Here is a 16,026-nt window from a genome sequence, read left to right on the forward strand (position 1 = left end):
TTAACTGACGGACTGGCGGGAGAAGCTGCCGCAAACGCCGTCTGTCGATAAAACCAGTCGTTGATCGATAATCAGTTCCCGCTATTTTTCTCAGACACATTTCGTAATAAATTTGCACCGCCATCTCAGGAGGGCAAAATTGAGTTATTAGCCATTTTTGAAAATTAAGCTATGTTTAAAAGTAAAAGAACCCTGCTCGCAGCAGTGTCCTTCGCACTATTGTTGGGCGCCTGCGAAGACAAAGAAAAAGTTACCCCCACCAAAGTCACCGCCGCAGCCGGCGCCGACCAGAATGTTAAAGTTGGCGATTTGGTGACCCTCGACGGAGGCGGATCCAGCGACAGCGGCAACAAGCCCTTTCAATTCCGCTGGGCATTTTCACAGAAACCGGCCGGCAGTAATGTTACGCTGAACAAGCCGACCGAGCAAAATGCAACCTTCACACCGGACCAGCCCGGCGACTACGAATTGGAACTGACGGTTTCCAATGAAAATGGTGAGAGCAAAGACAAAGTTTTAGTGACGGCGGCGATCATTCAGCCCATCGTGCTGGAAACAAACATAAAGGCCAAAACCGTTTTAACAGATCGGATCAACAACCCGGCTTTCCCGGATTACATTGTCAATGATAATGTGGCCGTCAATGCGGAACTGGAAATTAAGCCCGGCGTCGTGATCGCTTTTGCAAGAGATACCAGGCTGGAAGTCAATGACAAAGGTGGAGTCCTGATCGCAAAAGGCGACTCGCTGAACCCGATCCGGCTGATCGGAAAAGAAGCTTCCAAAGGATACTGGGCGGGCATGATCGTTCGCTCCGCCAGTAGCGCGAACCTACTGGAATGGGTGGAAGTGCTGCACACGGGAAGTAAGGCCATTTACAGCACCACCAAAGCGGCAGTTAGTTTGATGAGCGGCTCCAAAGCGGAGTTAGCATTGAAAAATACCTCGTTTCAGGACAATGCGGGTTACGGATTATACGTGCAGGCAGGCGCTATTTTGTCAGGATTTTCAAGAAATGTTTTTAAAAATAATGCTGAAGCAGGAATTTCTCTGGACGCCACGAATGTGAAAAACCTGGACTATAACTCGGTCTTTACCGGCGGAAATGGTCGCAATGTGGTGGAGGTATATGCTTCGGCGTTACGGAAAAATGCGACCGAAGAGGTGGTCTGGAACGGTTTCAAAGACAAAACACCGTACCGTATCCTCGAATCGCTGAGCAGCGACGCCAACTGGAAATTGATGCCCGGCGTGGTGATCGAAATGTCGAGAAATGCGCGGATGTCTATTGACGACGGATATATCAATGCGGTCGGCACCGAGGCTTCGAAGATCGTGATCAAAGGCGCGGAGAATTCAGCAGCCTACTGGCGCGGGATGATTTGCTTCTCTACGAGCAACCTGAATGTTTTCAATTTCGCAGAAATATCCGGCGGAGGCAGCAGTGCGCTGGTTTCCGGCAAGAAAGTCAACATTGCGGTGTACGGCAGCCTTGCGAATATGCAGATCAAAAATTCCAAAATATCCGGCAGCGGAGGCTATGGCATTTATGTAAACTACCAGGCAACCATCAACGGCGACGTGGAAACTGCTAACACCTTCACAGACAATGCGGAAGGCAAGATTTTGAAAGAGTAAGCATGGAGAGTTTTATGTTTTTGCATCAGCCTGATTTTCGGGCTGATTGCATTCTTCAACCTGAAATTTCTTTGACCTATGAAAACCATTGACGCCCTGCCGCTGATCCGGATCGTGGGTATGACACTTTACTTTTTTATTGCCGCGCAGGGCGCATTTTACCATTTCGGTTTTGGCAAAGCCCTTTTTCAGATATCTCCTGAGAGTTTTATTGAGCTCAGAAAAGCCGTCGATCCGATTGTGAGGCCACGTTTCAAAGGCGTTTATTTTTCAGCGCTGGGTGTTCTTTTTCTCTGGGTTGTTTTATTGGATAAATCGGCCGGGTTCTGGTCTTATGGGCCTGTGTTGTTCGCTTTTTTGCTGCTGGTGACAGATATGGTGCTGATCGTGAAGTTTAGCGAGCCCATCAACGAGTTGATTAACAGCGACCTTTTGAATACCCAGACCGGCTACGTCAACGCACGCGCCGAGTGGCTGAAATTCATCCTGATCCGCGGCTGCATTTCGATGACAGGTTTTTTCCTGCTGCTGCTTCAAATGATCTTCCAACCCCGCTAGTGACAGTTGCAAAAGTGTTTTTATCAAATACAATTATCAAAATAGCCATGTTAAATAAAATGTCCACCCGTTCAATGAGGCGGTCAAAGGCAGTGATGCTGCCTTTGGCAATCGCCTTGCTTAGTCTCGTTTCCTGCAAAGATGATCCGGCCGTCGATCCTGACGAAAACAATCCGCCCGTTGCCGAAAAAGCCTTTATTCCAGAGAAAAACAAAACGTATTCTTACAAAATCTCCGACAGTGATGGCGGCGTAAGTAACTCGGTGCTCCGCGTCACGAGCGTGAAAGATTCGTCGGGAATCCCGGTTTCCCACATTGAGAATGTCATTGAAGAAGAAGATGACAAGATTATATTGAATTACCGCGCATTCAGCCACGGCGGTCACACGACCAACGAATTATCGATCCCGGCGGGGTTCAATTCAATGCAGCAGTACGTCCAGGAATTCGCCTACATTGATGATTATGAGTTATCGGGCTTCCCGCAAGTCCAGGTTTTTGACAACAAAGGCACCGTCGATAGCAAAGTAACATTCAGCACAAAACCTGTGAAAATGCATCTGGAACTGACTATTCCGGTCAGCGAAGAGGAAAGTATTCCTGCCCAGATGGATTGTACCATTCAGTACGCCGACGGAAAAGCAATTGCGCAGGAGAACATTACCACGCCGGCCGGGACATTCAACTGCACCAAGTGGCTCTATAGCTATGAACTTTACGGCAAGCTGACGGCAGGTCAGTCGGCGCCGGAAGAAGTCAGGGTTGTGTACACGGTCACCGAGTGGACAGCGCCGGGCGTGGGTGTCGTCAAATCCGTGGAAGCTTCGGGTGAGGATGTGACTACGACGGAATTACAGAAAATTCAATAGGGGGTTTAAAATAAACAGACCTGCCCGGTTTTTCGCCAGGCAGGTCTTTCGTCTTTTTTAACTCAAAAACTAAATTAGTACGGAGAAGCTTTTGAAAATAGCCCCAACCCTAACTGCATCGAATATACGCGCCTGGGTCCCGCCGTGGGTTAGCACCGACTGCTCGTGCGAGGTGACGCACATTTCGCAGCCGTTCAATGCGGAAACTACGAGGCTCAAAAGCTCAAAGAATTCTTTGCCAAGCACCGGGTTCATCATAATGCTCATTTTAATACCCGCCGGCGCATTGTCGTAAAATTCCTTGTGCATGAAGTGCCTGAAACGATAGAACACATTGTTGGCATTCATCAAAGAAACGCAAGCCGTAACCTCCGCAATTTCCTTTTCGTCGGCACCTTCGCCCGCCGCCAGCTCCTCGATCGCAGCGATCAGCGCAGCATTTTTTTCGTTTACCGCCACTGCAAAAGCAATCAAAAGCGCCTCTTTGCGGTTCAATGTCTGCGCTTTCAGCACATTGCCGACATTGATTTTGAGGTCTTTCAGATAGCGATGGTCGATCGCTGCCAGCTTGTTGATCAGCACGCTTTCAAACTCAGCTGGCAGGTTAACTTCCTTATAAAGAGAATCTTTCGTTCCTCCTGTGGTTGCAAATGGATACATTCCGTTTGTTGATTTTGATGTGGGATTAAGCCAATGTAGCTTCTCCTTTTACCCAGTTGCAAGGGCAAAGCTCGTCGGTTTGAAGGGCATCCAAAACGCGGATCACTTCATTTACATTACGGCCAACTGAAAGGTCGTTTACAGATACCCAGCGAATAATTCCCTGTGGATCAACAATGTAAGTCACGCGGTAAGCGATTTTTTCATTGGCTTCCAGGATACCCAATTCTTCTGCCAAAGATTTAGAAGTATCGGCCAGCATCGGGAAACGCAGGTCACGCAGGTCGTCGTGGTTTTTGCGCCATGCAAGGTGTACAAATTCACTGTCGGTAGATGCACCGATCAGGATCGTATCGCGGTCTGCGAAGTCGTCCACGTGCTTTCCAAACTCGGCAATTTCAGTTGGGCAAACGAAAGTGAAATCCTTTGGCCACCAGAACATCACCATCCATTTCTCTGCATTCTTGTGGTCTTCTGAGGTAATATCGTAGAATTCGTTTCCTTTTTCCAGGGATACTACGGAAGTCTTTTTGAATTCTGGGAATGTCGATCCCACTGACAAAAGTCTGTTAGCCATGATTGTTCGTCGGTTTATAGAATTGTATTTTTTAGTGTTACAAAGCTACAAACCGACCCAGTTCAAGGCAACCTTATACTTGGTACTATCGCAGGAAAGAGTTGTTTTAAATAAATGACTTTGATATTATTTATGAAAATTTATACTGTATAGATTTTCTCAATAATTACATAGACATTCGCAATAGAATTATTCCGATATTAACTTTAAATATCCGCCCTACTCAGGCATTACGCCCAGCACCGTTTCCAGCGACATTCCCCGAGAACCTTTGATAAGAAAATATGTATCTTCTTGCGGGTTGTCCATGATCCAGTTATGCAGGGAAAATTTATCCGGGAAATAGTAAGCCCGTGGTAGTGCAGGCAGTGCGTGCTGCATCAGGTTCCCGGCCAGGATTACGATATCAAAGTTTTGCGCCGCTATTAGCTTGCCCAGCGCCAAATGTTCCTCCGGCGCAGCGTCACCCAACTCGAACATATCGCCAAGGATCACGATTTTGCGAGGTGCATCCAGTTTGGCAAAGTTCGAAATAGCCGCCGCCATCGAAGACGGATTAGCATTATAGGCATCCATGAAAACCGTGTTAGTCCCTTTTTTGACGATCTGCGAGCGGTTATTGTCCGGCTGGTAAGTGGCTACGGCTTCATTGGCATCTTCATCCGAAACCCCAAAATATTTGCCGACGGCAAGCGCCGCGCAAATGTTGTCATAATTATAGCTGCCCGGCAGGTGCGTAGTCACCGTTTTACCGCCACGCTGGAATGTTACAAAAGGATTATCCTGCACCAAAATCGGGTTCACCGGACTATTTTCGGAACAATAAAAAACGATCTCCCCAAAAGCCCGCCGCTTGCTGACCATTTCCATGATCACATCGTGATTAGAATTCACAAAAACCGTCCCCTTCTTTTTTGACAAATAATCAAAAAGCTCGCCCTTTCCTTTAATAATGCCCTTTTCTCCGCCAAAACCTTCCAAATGCGCCTTGCCAATGTTGGTAATCAGGCCGTGCGTCGGCTGGGCGATGGAGCTGAGCAACGCGATTTCTTCCTGGTGGTTGGCGCCCATTTCAATTACGGCCATCTCCTGTTTTTTCGGGTCGATGGAGAGGATGGTGAGCGGCACGCCGATGTGGTTGTTAAGATTTCCTTTGGTCGCGTAAGTGTTGTATTTCATGGATAACACTTTTGCTATCAGCTCTTTGGTAGTGGTTTTGCCATTTGAGCCAGTCAATGCTACTACGGGAAATGTGAATGTTTTCCGGTGATGCCGCGCCAGGTCCTGCAATGCTGTGAGCACGTCCGCTACGAGTAAAAAACGCTCGTCGGCCGCCACTTTTTCATCGTCCACCACCACATACGCCGCACCTTTTTGCAATGCTTCGGACGCATATTGGTTACCGTCGAATTTATCCCCTTTTAAAGCAAAAAACAGGCAGCCCGGGCTGATCTGGCGGGTATCGGTGGATATTTTAGCGCCCTTTAAAAAGTGCTGGTAAATTGTTTCAGTGGGAGTATGCATGAATTATTTCTTCGTTATAAAGTAAAAGGCGCATATTTCGTTAGGTTTAAGAGCGAAAAAGGCCGGCGCGCACAGCGTCCGCGGAGTCTGCAAAACTAATAGATTATTCCTCAACGATGCGAACCAAATATACCTCCTTGTTCTTCCCGATATTCTTTTTTGTAACTGTGATAAATGTCAGTGGCCAGCAAGCCTGGTTCCGGCCGGATACGCTGACAACCGTTACTTCAAAAGGCCAGAAAATGGCCAATCCGTGGGCTGGGGGGCTGAATGCTTCGCAATTTTTGAAGATGAAACTAAACGATGATGCCGACGAGGACCTGGTAGTTTACGACCGCACCAACAGTAAAGTCACCGCATTCGTCGCAGCCGCCGATCCGGCCAACGCGGGCAAAAAAATATTTGTCCACGCGCCCTATTACGAAACACTTTTTCCGCCTGCGGACAACTGGATCATTCTCGCGGATTATAATGGTGACGGTTACAAGGATTTGTTCACCAGCACTTCGCTGGGGATCACGGTTTACCAGCAGGTACGGTCGCAAAATGCGTGGACCTGGAAGCTCATGGAAAGTGCGTTATATACCAAAGGTTTTTCAGGAAATATAAATTTACAGGTATCCGGAACCGACATTCCAGGCATTACGGACATTGACGACGACGGCGACCTGGACCTGATCACGTACGATTTTTCGGGAACATACATTGAGCTGCACCAGAACCTGAGCATGGAAAAATTCGGCGTGCCGGATAGTCTGGGGAATTCCAAAAATCCGATTTTCATGCGAAATGGCGATTGCTGGGGCAATTTTCACAAAGGCGATCTGGAAGATTTTATTTTCGGTGCCGACTGCGGTGTGGTGGCGGATCCGAGCAAGCGCGTGATGCACGCGGGAAATTCCATTGTTTTGCAGGACTTGAATGGAGATGGAAAAAAGGATATGCTAGTGGGTCACGTCAGCAATGAGCATATTTCATTTCTGGCCAACTCGGTGACGGGCATTGCGGCGAATTATGTAAGTTTTACCAATACCTATCCCGCCACAGATCCGGTTTCGCTGCACATTTTCCCGGCGGCATTTTTGGAAGATGTGGATTTTGACGGCGTAAAAGATTTGCTGATTGCGCCCAGTGTATCGGCCAATGATCTCAATCTTACAGATTTTAAATCCAGCGGCTGGTTTTACCACAATGCCGGCACGACAACAAAAGCGGATTTCAAACTTGTCCGCAAGAATTTCCTGCAAGATCAAATGATCGACGTAGGCGAAAATTCGGCACCGATTTTCGTGGATATCGACGCCGACGGTGACCTGGATATACTGATCGGTACCGGTGGAAATCCGGTGACGGGTGGTTTTAAAGGCAGTTTGTATTTGTTGAGAAATGAAGGAACTGCTGCCGAACCCAAATTCACACTCGAATCCGAAGATTATCTGGGCTTGCTGACCGGTTTGTCTTTATACAACATTAAACCGCAGTGGGCCGATTTCAATGGCGACGGCGTGCCCGACCTGGGTTTTGCCGGAACTTCCACCAGCACATTGAACATGGAATACCGCTACATTCCTAACAAAGCTGCCGCCGGTGCAGCACCGCAGCTGAAACTTACCGACGCTGTTACAATCACCATGCCCGCCGAATCACTCACCGGCGACTCGCCTTATTTTTACGATGCCGACAATGATGGGGATCTGGATCTGCTGGTAGGAAAAGGGCAGGGTAACATTTACTATTATTCCAACACCGGTACCAGCAAGCAATTTGCCTTCAAGCTCGAAACCGATGCATTTGCGGGCGTTGGGATCAATTTTTCAGGTCGCTCACCACAACTCGCCGTCACCGATTTCGATCTCGACGGCCGGCCCGACCTTGCGACCGTGGACCATACTGGTAACCTCCGCGTTTTCAGCGGTGCCGAGTGGGGGAAATGGACGGAGCGCCAGGGCGCATTGGTCGAAACCAACGGAAAAGGATTGGACATTAACTTCGGAAACTACCTGGCGATCGGTGCAGGGGATTTGAATGGGGACAAAAAGCCTGATCTGGTGATCGGTAACAATGCGGGTGGTATCCGGTTGTTAACCAATGTTTTGCCGGTGACGGTGACCGGCGTGGAGCCGCCAGCCAGTCATGATTTCAAAGTATATCCCAATCCGGCATCCGGCTATTTTAAAGTACTATCTTCGGAAACCGGTGCGCTGCAAATCTTCAATACAAACGGTCAGAAATTACTTTCTGACCAGCTGGTTACCGCCTTCCGCGAGCAGGAAATTTCAACATTAAACTGGCCTGCAGGGCTTTATTTGGTGGTGTTGAAAACCGGTGATTCGCAGATTGTAAAAAAAATCGTTGCCAAGTAGATACCCCGGGGTTTTCTCTTACATGATAAAATCCTAAATCCATGCAGGCTCTTCTTGGCGTTATTTTCCATTTTATCGGCGGCTTTGCGTCCGGCAGTTTTTACATTCCATATAAGCAGGTCAAGGGTTGGTCATGGGAATCCTACTGGATTGTCGGCGGCTTGTTTTCCTGGTTCATCGTGCCGCCGCTCGCAGCATATCTCACCATTCCGGGCTACACCGAAATCATTGCGCATACCAACGGCGGCATCCTCTTTCTTACCTACTTTTTCGGCGTGCTCTGGGGTATCGGCGGGCTTACTTATGGTTTGGGCGTGCGGTATCTGGGCGTTTCACTGGGTAGCTCCATCATTCTCGGACTCAGCTCCGTACTCGGCGCGCTGATTCCGTCGGTTTTTTATCAATTCAATCCCAAACCCGGAAAAGATACGATTTCGGATCTTTTCTCTAATACCTGGGGACAAACAGTACTTTTCGGGCTGCTGGTGTGTGTGATCGGGATTATTTTTTGCGGAAAAGCAGGTACAATGAAAGATGCCGACCGGAAAAAAGTCGGGGCGATCATTGACGACAAGACAGAATTTAAAATCGGTTTGGGTTTGTTGGTATCGGTTATTTCCGGGGTGCTGAGCGCTTGTTTTGCATTTGGTATCGATGCCGGCAAAGTGATGGCGGAGGAAGCGAATGAAATCTGGAAAGCCGCCAATCCGGGGCAGGGAGAGTTTTTATTCCAAAACAATGTGACGTATGTCGTGATCCTGCTGGGCGGTTTGACCACCAATTTTATCTGGTGTATGATCCTGAATTCGAGAAACAAAACCTTCGGCGACTATACCAATTCCGAAACGCCGCTGCTCAAAAACTACATTTTCTCCGCCCTCGCCGGCACTACCTGGTTTCTGCAATTCTTTTTCTACGGCATGGGCGAAAGCAAGCTTGGAAACGGCGCCAGCTCGTGGATCCTGCACATGGCCTTCATCATCATTATCGCCAATTCGTGGGGTTTGATTTTGAATGAATGGAAAGGTGTTTCAAAAAAGACTTTTACGACCATTGTGACGGGTATCATGGTAATCATTCTTTCCGTGCTGATCGTGGGATATGGTAACTATCTGAAAGAGTAGGCGATGAAAGGGCTCATTATTTTCGGCATTTGTCTGGCGATTTTCGGTTGCCAGGGCAGTAATAAAAGCGAACAAAATCAAGTGAAAGATACCACAGCCGCCTCCGCAGGCACATTCGGCTACGATATAGCCTTTTTGAAAAAACACAAAAAAATCATCCTCCTTACCGCTCCGGACGATCCGGCTTCGCAGGCGATCATTATCCCTGATTACCAGGGCCGTGTAATGACCAGCACTGCCAGCGGCGATGGCGGCAACAGTTACGGCTGGATCAATTACAAGCTCATCGAAAGTGGAAAGTTGCAGCCACATATCAATGCATTCGGCGGCGAGGAACGTTTCTGGCTTTCCCCCGAGGGCGGGCAGTTTTCAGTCTATTTCAAAAAAGGCGATAAGTTTGATTTTGAACATTGGCAAACGCCGGCGGTGATCGACTCGGAGGCTTTTGAGGTGGTGTCTTCTGATTCTTCTTCGGTCGTTTTTCAAAAGAAAACAACATTGGAAAATCACTCAGGTACGCCACTTGATTTCACCATTGACCGGAAAATTTCGATGCTGGGCCGCCGGGACATTGAAAAAGCGCTGGCAATTTCTTTGGATCAAAAGGTAAAAGTCACTGCCTATGTTTCCGAAAACACGATTACCAATAATGGTGCGGACTGGAAAAGAGAATCCGGCGCGATCGGGATCTGGCTTTTGGGCATGTTCACGCCCGGCGCAGAAACCACCATTATCGCGCCTTTTTCAAAAGAACATTCAGAAAAACCGCAGCTTACGGATAATTATTTTGGCGAAATTCCCAAAGAGCGGCTGGTTGTAAAAGACGGCGCGGTGTATCTCAAAGCCGATGGGAAATTCCGGAGTAAAATCGGACTGGCACCTTTGTCGGCTAAACCTTTTGCAGGAAGCTATGATGCCGAAAAGAACATTCTGACGATCATTCAATACGATCTCGACCCAAAAGGGGAGTACCTGAAATCGACCTGGGAAGAGCACAAAGAGCCTTTTAAAGGTGACGCGCTGAATGCTTACAATGATGGCCCGCTCGCCGACGGTTCGCAGATGGGGCCATTTTACGAACTGGAATCCAACTCCCCCGCGAAGCTTTTGAAGAAAAACGAAAAACTGAACCACAACCAGAGAACCTATCATTTTGAAGGCGACAAACAAGCATTAAATCAGATCGCGCAAAAGGTACTTGGCGTAAACATTGATCAAATCGGGGAAATATTTAAATAAAAGCATGATAGCGCAGGATAGTTGAGGCGCGGGCATCACGGATATTTACATTCCGATTGCAAGATTTAATTGGATGTATTGAAGTGGAGTCATTTTCAACGTTTGCCCCCTGATCCGTGAAGCATTCCGAACGTCTACCCGAAGCATACCTGACGACGCGCTGGCAGCAGTTCTGCAGAGGGGATAAAACTGCCTTCGGGGAAATCACGGAACACAATTACGCCGCTTTGTATCATTACGGCACCCGCTTCACGCCCGACCGTGATATGATTAAGGATTGCCTGCAAGACCTTTTTCTGGAACTTTGGGAGAAAAAAGAATCCCTCTCCTACATATCCGCCATCAAACCGTACCTATTCCAATCCCTGCGTAATAACCTCATTCACAGGATCAGGCGACAATCGGTTTTCTCGGAAATCAAAGGCGACGACCCTTTCGACGACATTTCGCCGGAGTCGGACTGGATCGTGAACGAGACCGACCAGCTCACGGCCACGAGATTAAAAAAAGCCATCGATTCGCTTCCAAGAAGACAAAAAGAGGCCCTCTACCTCAAATACTACGAAAATTTATCCTACGACGAAATCGCGTCCGTAATGGGTTTACAGCGCCAGGCCGTAGCCAACTACCTCCAATACGGCATCCAGAAACTCCGCGACTACTTACAACACGTCACCATATTCCTCGCACTGTTTTTCTCCATGGGATGATGCTTGGCTTGTCAGCCTGAGCGCAGTCGAAGGCACGCCACTTACTCCGACAAAAAAAATATTCCAAAGTTCATGGGTACTATTTGCTGACGAAACCCTCATCGTATCAAAGCAAATAATTTTATAAAATCCATGAATAATTATAAAAGCTTTGAGGTCAAAGATTGGCTCGAAGATTTGAGGTTCCGCGACTGGGTTTATCATGGCAAAGACGATGCATATTGGCTGAATGTGCTGAGGGATAATCCTTTGCAAGCTGCTAACATGGAGCAGGCCAGGGAAATCCTGCTGGCGGTGAAGGGAAATCAGGATTTTATTTCAGAAGCCGAAGTGAAGTTGCAGGTAGGGGAGATTATGCAGGCGATCCCGGATGAAAACGAGCGCCGCATTTTATACTGGTGGAATGGTAACTGGCTGAGGGTTGCGGCAGTATTCCTGCTGATGACGGGTTTTGCAACGATTTTTTATAAACAAAAAAACATCACGGCCCGCTTCGGAAATGCTGCAAAATCGGCATTCAATGATTCTGAAACATTGACCTGGACAGAAATTGAGAATAAGACTACGCAAATTAAACTGGTGAATTTGCCCGACGGCAGCTCGGTGATTTTAAAGAAAAACGCGCGCCTGAGGTATCCAAAGCATTTTACCAAAGAAAAAAGAGAAGTGGAGCTGGCGGGAGAGGCCTTTTTTGAAGTGGTCAAAAATCCGGAGCAGCCTTTCTTGGTCTACGCCGGCAACATGGTCACCAAAGTAAAAGGAACAAGTTTCAGCATCCGGGCCAATGATGAGGACGATGAGGTGAAGCTGGTGGTAAAAACAGGGATTGTGGAAGTTTCGGCCAATGATACAGGTAAAAAGGAAAATGGCGCGGAGGTTAAAAAGTTGGTTTTGAAACCCAACGAGCAAGTCACATTTAACCGAAAAAATCAGACAATGATCGCGAAAACGGTTACCACGCCAGTTTTGCTGGATTTGCCGGTAGAGAACCAGGATTTTGAGTTCAAGCGGACGCCGCTGGCAGACGTATTTGCCTCGCTGGAAAAAACCTACGGACTGGATATCCGCTACGATAAGCTGGCGATTGCCAAATGCACCATTACCGCCAGGCTGGGTGACGAGCCGGTATCGGAGAAGCTGGATATGATCTGCACCGTCGTGAATGCGAAATACGAAACCCGGAATGGCGTGATCCTGGTGAGCTCGCCCGGTTGCGAATAAAAAAACCTAAACCTAAAACCTATGAAAAGACATCGACATTCGAATGAACTTCTGTTTCAGATCATGAAAATGACCCTCGCCCCGTGCCTGCTTTTGCTGCTCTTCATGCAAATTTCGTTTGCAGCGGACTTGCAGGCACAGGAGATCCTGAGCCAGCGTATATCCATCAACGTTAATGAAGTGGGCGTGGATAAAGTGCTGGAAAAAATCGAGGAGCAAACCAAAGTGCGGTTTGTGTACAGTGCAGAAGTGATCCATGCCGAGCGCAAGGTTAGCCTGGAAAGCCAGAACCAGCGCCTGGACGCAGTATTGGAAACATTGCTTAATCCGCTGGGTATTGAGTATAAGGTTTCGAAACGGACCATTTTATTGAAAAAGGCAGCCGAGAAGAAAACTTCGGAGCAGACGGACACGCCGGTACCTGTCCGTAAAATCACTGATAAAGATATTACAGGCAAAGTGGCCGACGACAAAGGCGTGGGTATCCCCGGCGTGAGCGTGGTGGTAAAAGGTACCACATTAGGTACATCCACGAACATTGACGGCAACTATCAGCTGATCGTCCCCGATGATGCGGCAACATTGATTTTCAGCTTTGTAGGCTACATCAGCCAGGAAATCCAGATCGGCAGCGCAACCACATTAAATGTAAATCTGAAAGTGGACGAGAAGGCACTGGACGAGGTGGTGGTTGTGGGTTTCGGCGAACAAAAGAAAGTATCGGTAACCGGCGCAGTATCGTCGGTTACCTCGGAGGTTTTGCAGCAGAGTTCATCAGCAAGCTTGGCCAATTCCTTATCCGGACGCCTTCCCGGCCTGACTTCAATACAGTCGGGTGGGGGGCAGCCGGGTCGGGATGACGCTACGATGTACCTGCGCGGCGCGGCGACGACAAACGGAAAAAGCCCGCTGATTTTGATTGACGGCGTGCCGAGGGACAACATCAGGACACTGGACGCCAATGAAGTAGCCTCGGTTTCGGTTTTGAAAGATGCGTCGGCGACGGCGGTCTTCGGGGTACGGGGCGCAAACGGGGTGATTTTGATCACCACCAAAAGAGGTGTTGCAGGCAAAACGCAGCTGACGATCAATTCCGAGCAAAGTTTTACGTCGTTTACCCGCGAGCCGGCACGCCTGCATTCGCTGGAATACATGGCTTTACGGAATGAGGCTTCGAAAAACGACGGCATCACACCACTGCCTTTTTCGCAGGAAACGATGGATAAATATGCCAATCCGCTCGCTGGTTTGGACCCGAATGATCCGGAATATGCCAAAAAAGCGATGATCCGGAATTATATGTATCCCGACCACGATTACTACCGCGAATACATTTCGCGCTATGCGCCGCAGACGCGGGTGAATATGAATGTGAGCGGCGGTACCGACAAGGTTTCGTATTTCGTAAATGGCGCTTATTTACATCAGGGAGGCAATTTGAATGTGGAACCCAAGTCAGTGCTCGGCTACGATCCTTCATCCAAAATGGACCGGTACAGCTTCCGCGCCAACCTGGATTACAAGGTAACCAACTCACTCAAAGCGTTTTTAAACATTGGTAGCTACATCGAGCAGGTGAATATGCCCGCCGCCTGGCTCTACGGCAATGATACCAACTGGATGATGCGCGACCTGCTCTACCAGGCACAAACCATTTTACCCATCACCCCCGGCCCGACTACGATCGACGGCTTCGGCGTCAAGCCGGGACAAATTGTCGATCCAGGATACATGGACCGCTCTGCATTTGAGATCATGAACCGCTTTGGTTACCGGAATGAAATCCGGTCGAATTTGAATGCCTCATTTGGTTTGGAGTGGGATTTGAGCAATACGGTCACGAAGGGTTTGAGCATTAAAGGGATGGTTTCTTATGATTCAAAAGCGACCACGGCAATGCAGGGAAACAAGTCGGAAAGACTATATCTGGCAGAGGTAAACCCGACCACCGACGTACTGACTTATGCGGTGAAACGCTCGGACGAAAGTTTGCTGTCACTTCAAAAAGGCGCAGATTCCCGCTATAACATTAACATGCAGGGCTCGATCAATTACGCGAGAACATTCGGCGGAAAACACGATCTGACGGGCATGATCCTCGCGCAGCGCGACACCTGGGAGACGGCTGCGGGTGAGATTCCATACAATGTTTTGGGCGTAGCAGGCCGCGCCACTTACGGGTATGACAGCCGCTACCTGGCCGAGGTGAATATGGGTTATAATGGTTCGGAGCAATTTGCGCCGAACAAACGCTTCGGGTTTTTTCCGGCGTTTTCAGCGGGCTGGGTAGTTAGCAACGAGGCTTTTTTGAAAGATAACCGGATCGTTACCAACCTGAAATTCAGGGCTTCTTATGGAAAAGTCGGAAATGACATTCTGGGTGCTTCAAGGGAAACCAGTCCACGCTTTTTATACCAAAGTAACATTACCATGGCCGGATCGGGGCCGCTGACGAGCCTGGGATTGGGGCAAACCATCAACCAGGGCTTGCTCGGAAACCCGAACCTGACCTGGGAAGTAGCTAAAAAGCAAAACTACGGGATGGACTTTCAGCTGCTCCGCGACCTGAGCCTTTCAGTTGATTATTACGTCGAGCACCGCAGCAACATTCTGATTTCCAGGGGAACCGTGCCGGAATTTCAGGGCGTACCGCTGGGCAACATTCCGAAAGTGAATATGGGGCTGGTGGACAACAAAGGTTATGAGATCGAGCTGACATACAATAAGGCTTTTTCCAAAGATTTTACATTCCAGGTTTCCGGAAATTATGGCTATAACCACAACACGGTGAAGTTTATGGACGAGGCGCAGCGGGATGATACTTATCCTTACCGCTACCGGTCGGCTGGTTTTTCTTTGAACCAATCGTGGGGTTACAAGATCGATTACAGCAACGGAAACGGGTATTTCAATTCGAAGGAAGAGCTGGATACCTATTTGACCAAAACAACTTACGGATTTGGCGAGCCGCGGGTGGGGGATTTCAAGTACATCGACCTGAATAAGGATGGCGTGATCAATGATAAGGACCAGGCACCGATCGGATATTCTAATATTCCACGCGTGAATTACGGTTTGTCGCTGACATTCCAGTACAAGGCTTTTGACTTCACGACATTCTTCCAGGGCGTCGGAAAATACACGACGAACTACGCGCAACAGGGTGTTTATGAATACATTATCCGCGGTACTTATTTTGATTATCACAAAACTGCATGGACGCCCGAGCGGTATGCAGCCGGTGAAAAAATCACTTATCCCGCCCTCAGTACCCACAGCACGACGAACCATACTGCCAATGATTTCTTTATCATGGACCGGTCGTTTACCCGTCTGAAAAACATTGTGTTCGGTTATACTTTGCCAAAAGGATCACTGAAAGCATTGGGTATCAGCAAGCTGCGGGTATATGTGAGCGCGCAGAACTATTTCACCTGGGACCACCTGAAAATGGGCCACCTCGATCCGGAAAACGATGATTCACTGGGATACCCGGTTACCAAAATGGCAAACTTCGGTCTGAACATTACATTCTAACATCCT

General features: G+C 48.5%; 12 protein-coding genes. 9 read left to right on the forward strand and 3 right to left on the reverse strand.

Features of this window, described 5'->3' with window-relative positions:
* The first annotated feature begins 171 nt into the window (after positions 1–171).
* The 3 genes from FEN17_RS14595 to FEN17_RS14605 all read left to right on the forward strand — a co-directional run bounded on the left by FEN17_RS14595 (position 172) and on the right by FEN17_RS14605 (position 3,065).
* Positions 172–1,638, forward strand: coding sequence for a PKD domain-containing protein (locus tag FEN17_RS14595; protein ID WP_138366082.1), 1,467 nt, complete (start codon positions 172–174; stop codon positions 1,636–1,638).
* Positions 1,639–1,716: 78 nt separating this feature from the next.
* The gene (locus FEN17_RS14600) at positions 1,717–2,196 is read left to right on the forward strand and encodes a hypothetical protein (protein WP_138366083.1); all 480 of its coding nucleotides are present in this window, start codon (positions 1,717–1,719) and stop codon (positions 2,194–2,196) included.
* Positions 2,197–2,270: 74 nt separating this feature from the next.
* Positions 2,271–3,065 carry a TapB family protein gene (locus FEN17_RS14605; protein WP_138366084.1) on the forward strand — a complete coding sequence of 265 codons (795 nt, stop codon included), beginning with the start codon at positions 2,271–2,273 and terminating at the stop codon, positions 3,063–3,065.
* Between the two features lie 69 nt (positions 3,066–3,134).
* Here the strand turns inward: FEN17_RS14605 and FEN17_RS14610 are convergent, their stop codons facing one another.
* The 3 genes from FEN17_RS14610 to FEN17_RS14620 all read right to left on the reverse strand — a co-directional run bounded on the left by FEN17_RS14610 (position 3,135) and on the right by FEN17_RS14620 (position 5,826).
* Positions 3,135–3,725: a carboxymuconolactone decarboxylase family protein gene (locus FEN17_RS14610; RefSeq protein WP_138366085.1), complete on the reverse strand. Its 591-nt coding sequence runs from the start codon at positions 3,723–3,725 to the stop codon at positions 3,135–3,137.
* Positions 3,726–3,750: 25 nt separating this feature from the next.
* The gene (locus FEN17_RS14615; RefSeq protein ID WP_138366086.1) at positions 3,751–4,302 is read right to left on the reverse strand and encodes a peroxiredoxin; all 552 of its coding nucleotides are present in this window, start codon (positions 4,300–4,302) and stop codon (positions 3,751–3,753) included.
* 219 nt (positions 4,303–4,521) lie between these two features.
* Complete coding sequence (locus tag FEN17_RS14620) at positions 4,522–5,826, reverse strand: UDP-N-acetylmuramoyl-tripeptide--D-alanyl-D-alanine ligase (protein ID WP_138366087.1); 1,305 nt, start codon at positions 5,824–5,826, stop codon at positions 4,522–4,524.
* 116 nt (positions 5,827–5,942) lie between these two features.
* On the opposite strand from FEN17_RS14620, the gene FEN17_RS14625 reads away from it, so the two are divergent.
* The 6 genes from FEN17_RS14625 (at position 5,943) to FEN17_RS14650 (ending at position 16,020) form a co-directional block, all read left to right on the forward strand.
* Positions 5,943–8,189, forward strand: a complete 2,247-nt coding sequence (locus FEN17_RS14625; RefSeq protein ID WP_138366088.1) for a T9SS type A sorting domain-containing protein — start codon at positions 5,943–5,945, stop codon at positions 8,187–8,189.
* Between the two features lie 41 nt (positions 8,190–8,230).
* Entirely contained in the window at positions 8,231–9,313 is a 1,083-nt protein-coding gene (rhaT, locus tag FEN17_RS14630; protein WP_138366089.1) for an L-rhamnose/proton symporter RhaT, read from the forward strand.
* Positions 9,314–9,316: 3 nt separating this feature from the next.
* Entirely contained in the window at positions 9,317–10,552 is a 1,236-nt protein-coding gene (locus FEN17_RS14635; protein ID WP_138366090.1) for a DUF6786 family protein, read from the forward strand.
* A gap of 116 nt (positions 10,553–10,668) precedes the next feature.
* A complete protein-coding gene (locus FEN17_RS14640) occupies positions 10,669–11,262 on the forward strand; it encodes an RNA polymerase sigma factor (protein WP_138366091.1) in 594 nt (197 codons plus the stop codon).
* A gap of 132 nt (positions 11,263–11,394) precedes the next feature.
* Positions 11,395–12,483, forward strand: coding sequence for a FecR family protein (locus tag FEN17_RS14645; protein WP_138366092.1), 1,089 nt, complete (start codon positions 11,395–11,397; stop codon positions 12,481–12,483).
* A 21-nt stretch (positions 12,484–12,504) separates the two neighbouring features.
* On the forward strand, positions 12,505–16,020 hold the full coding sequence (locus FEN17_RS14650) for a TonB-dependent receptor (protein ID WP_205748161.1): 3,516 nt from the start codon (positions 12,505–12,507) through the stop codon (positions 16,018–16,020).
* Positions 16,021–16,026: the final 6 nt, after the last annotated feature.

Origin of the sequence: Dyadobacter luticola (assembly GCF_005860805.1) — a bacterium.
In the GTDB taxonomy this organism is placed as follows: Bacteria; Bacteroidota; Bacteroidia; order Cytophagales; family Spirosomataceae; genus Dyadobacter; species Dyadobacter luticola.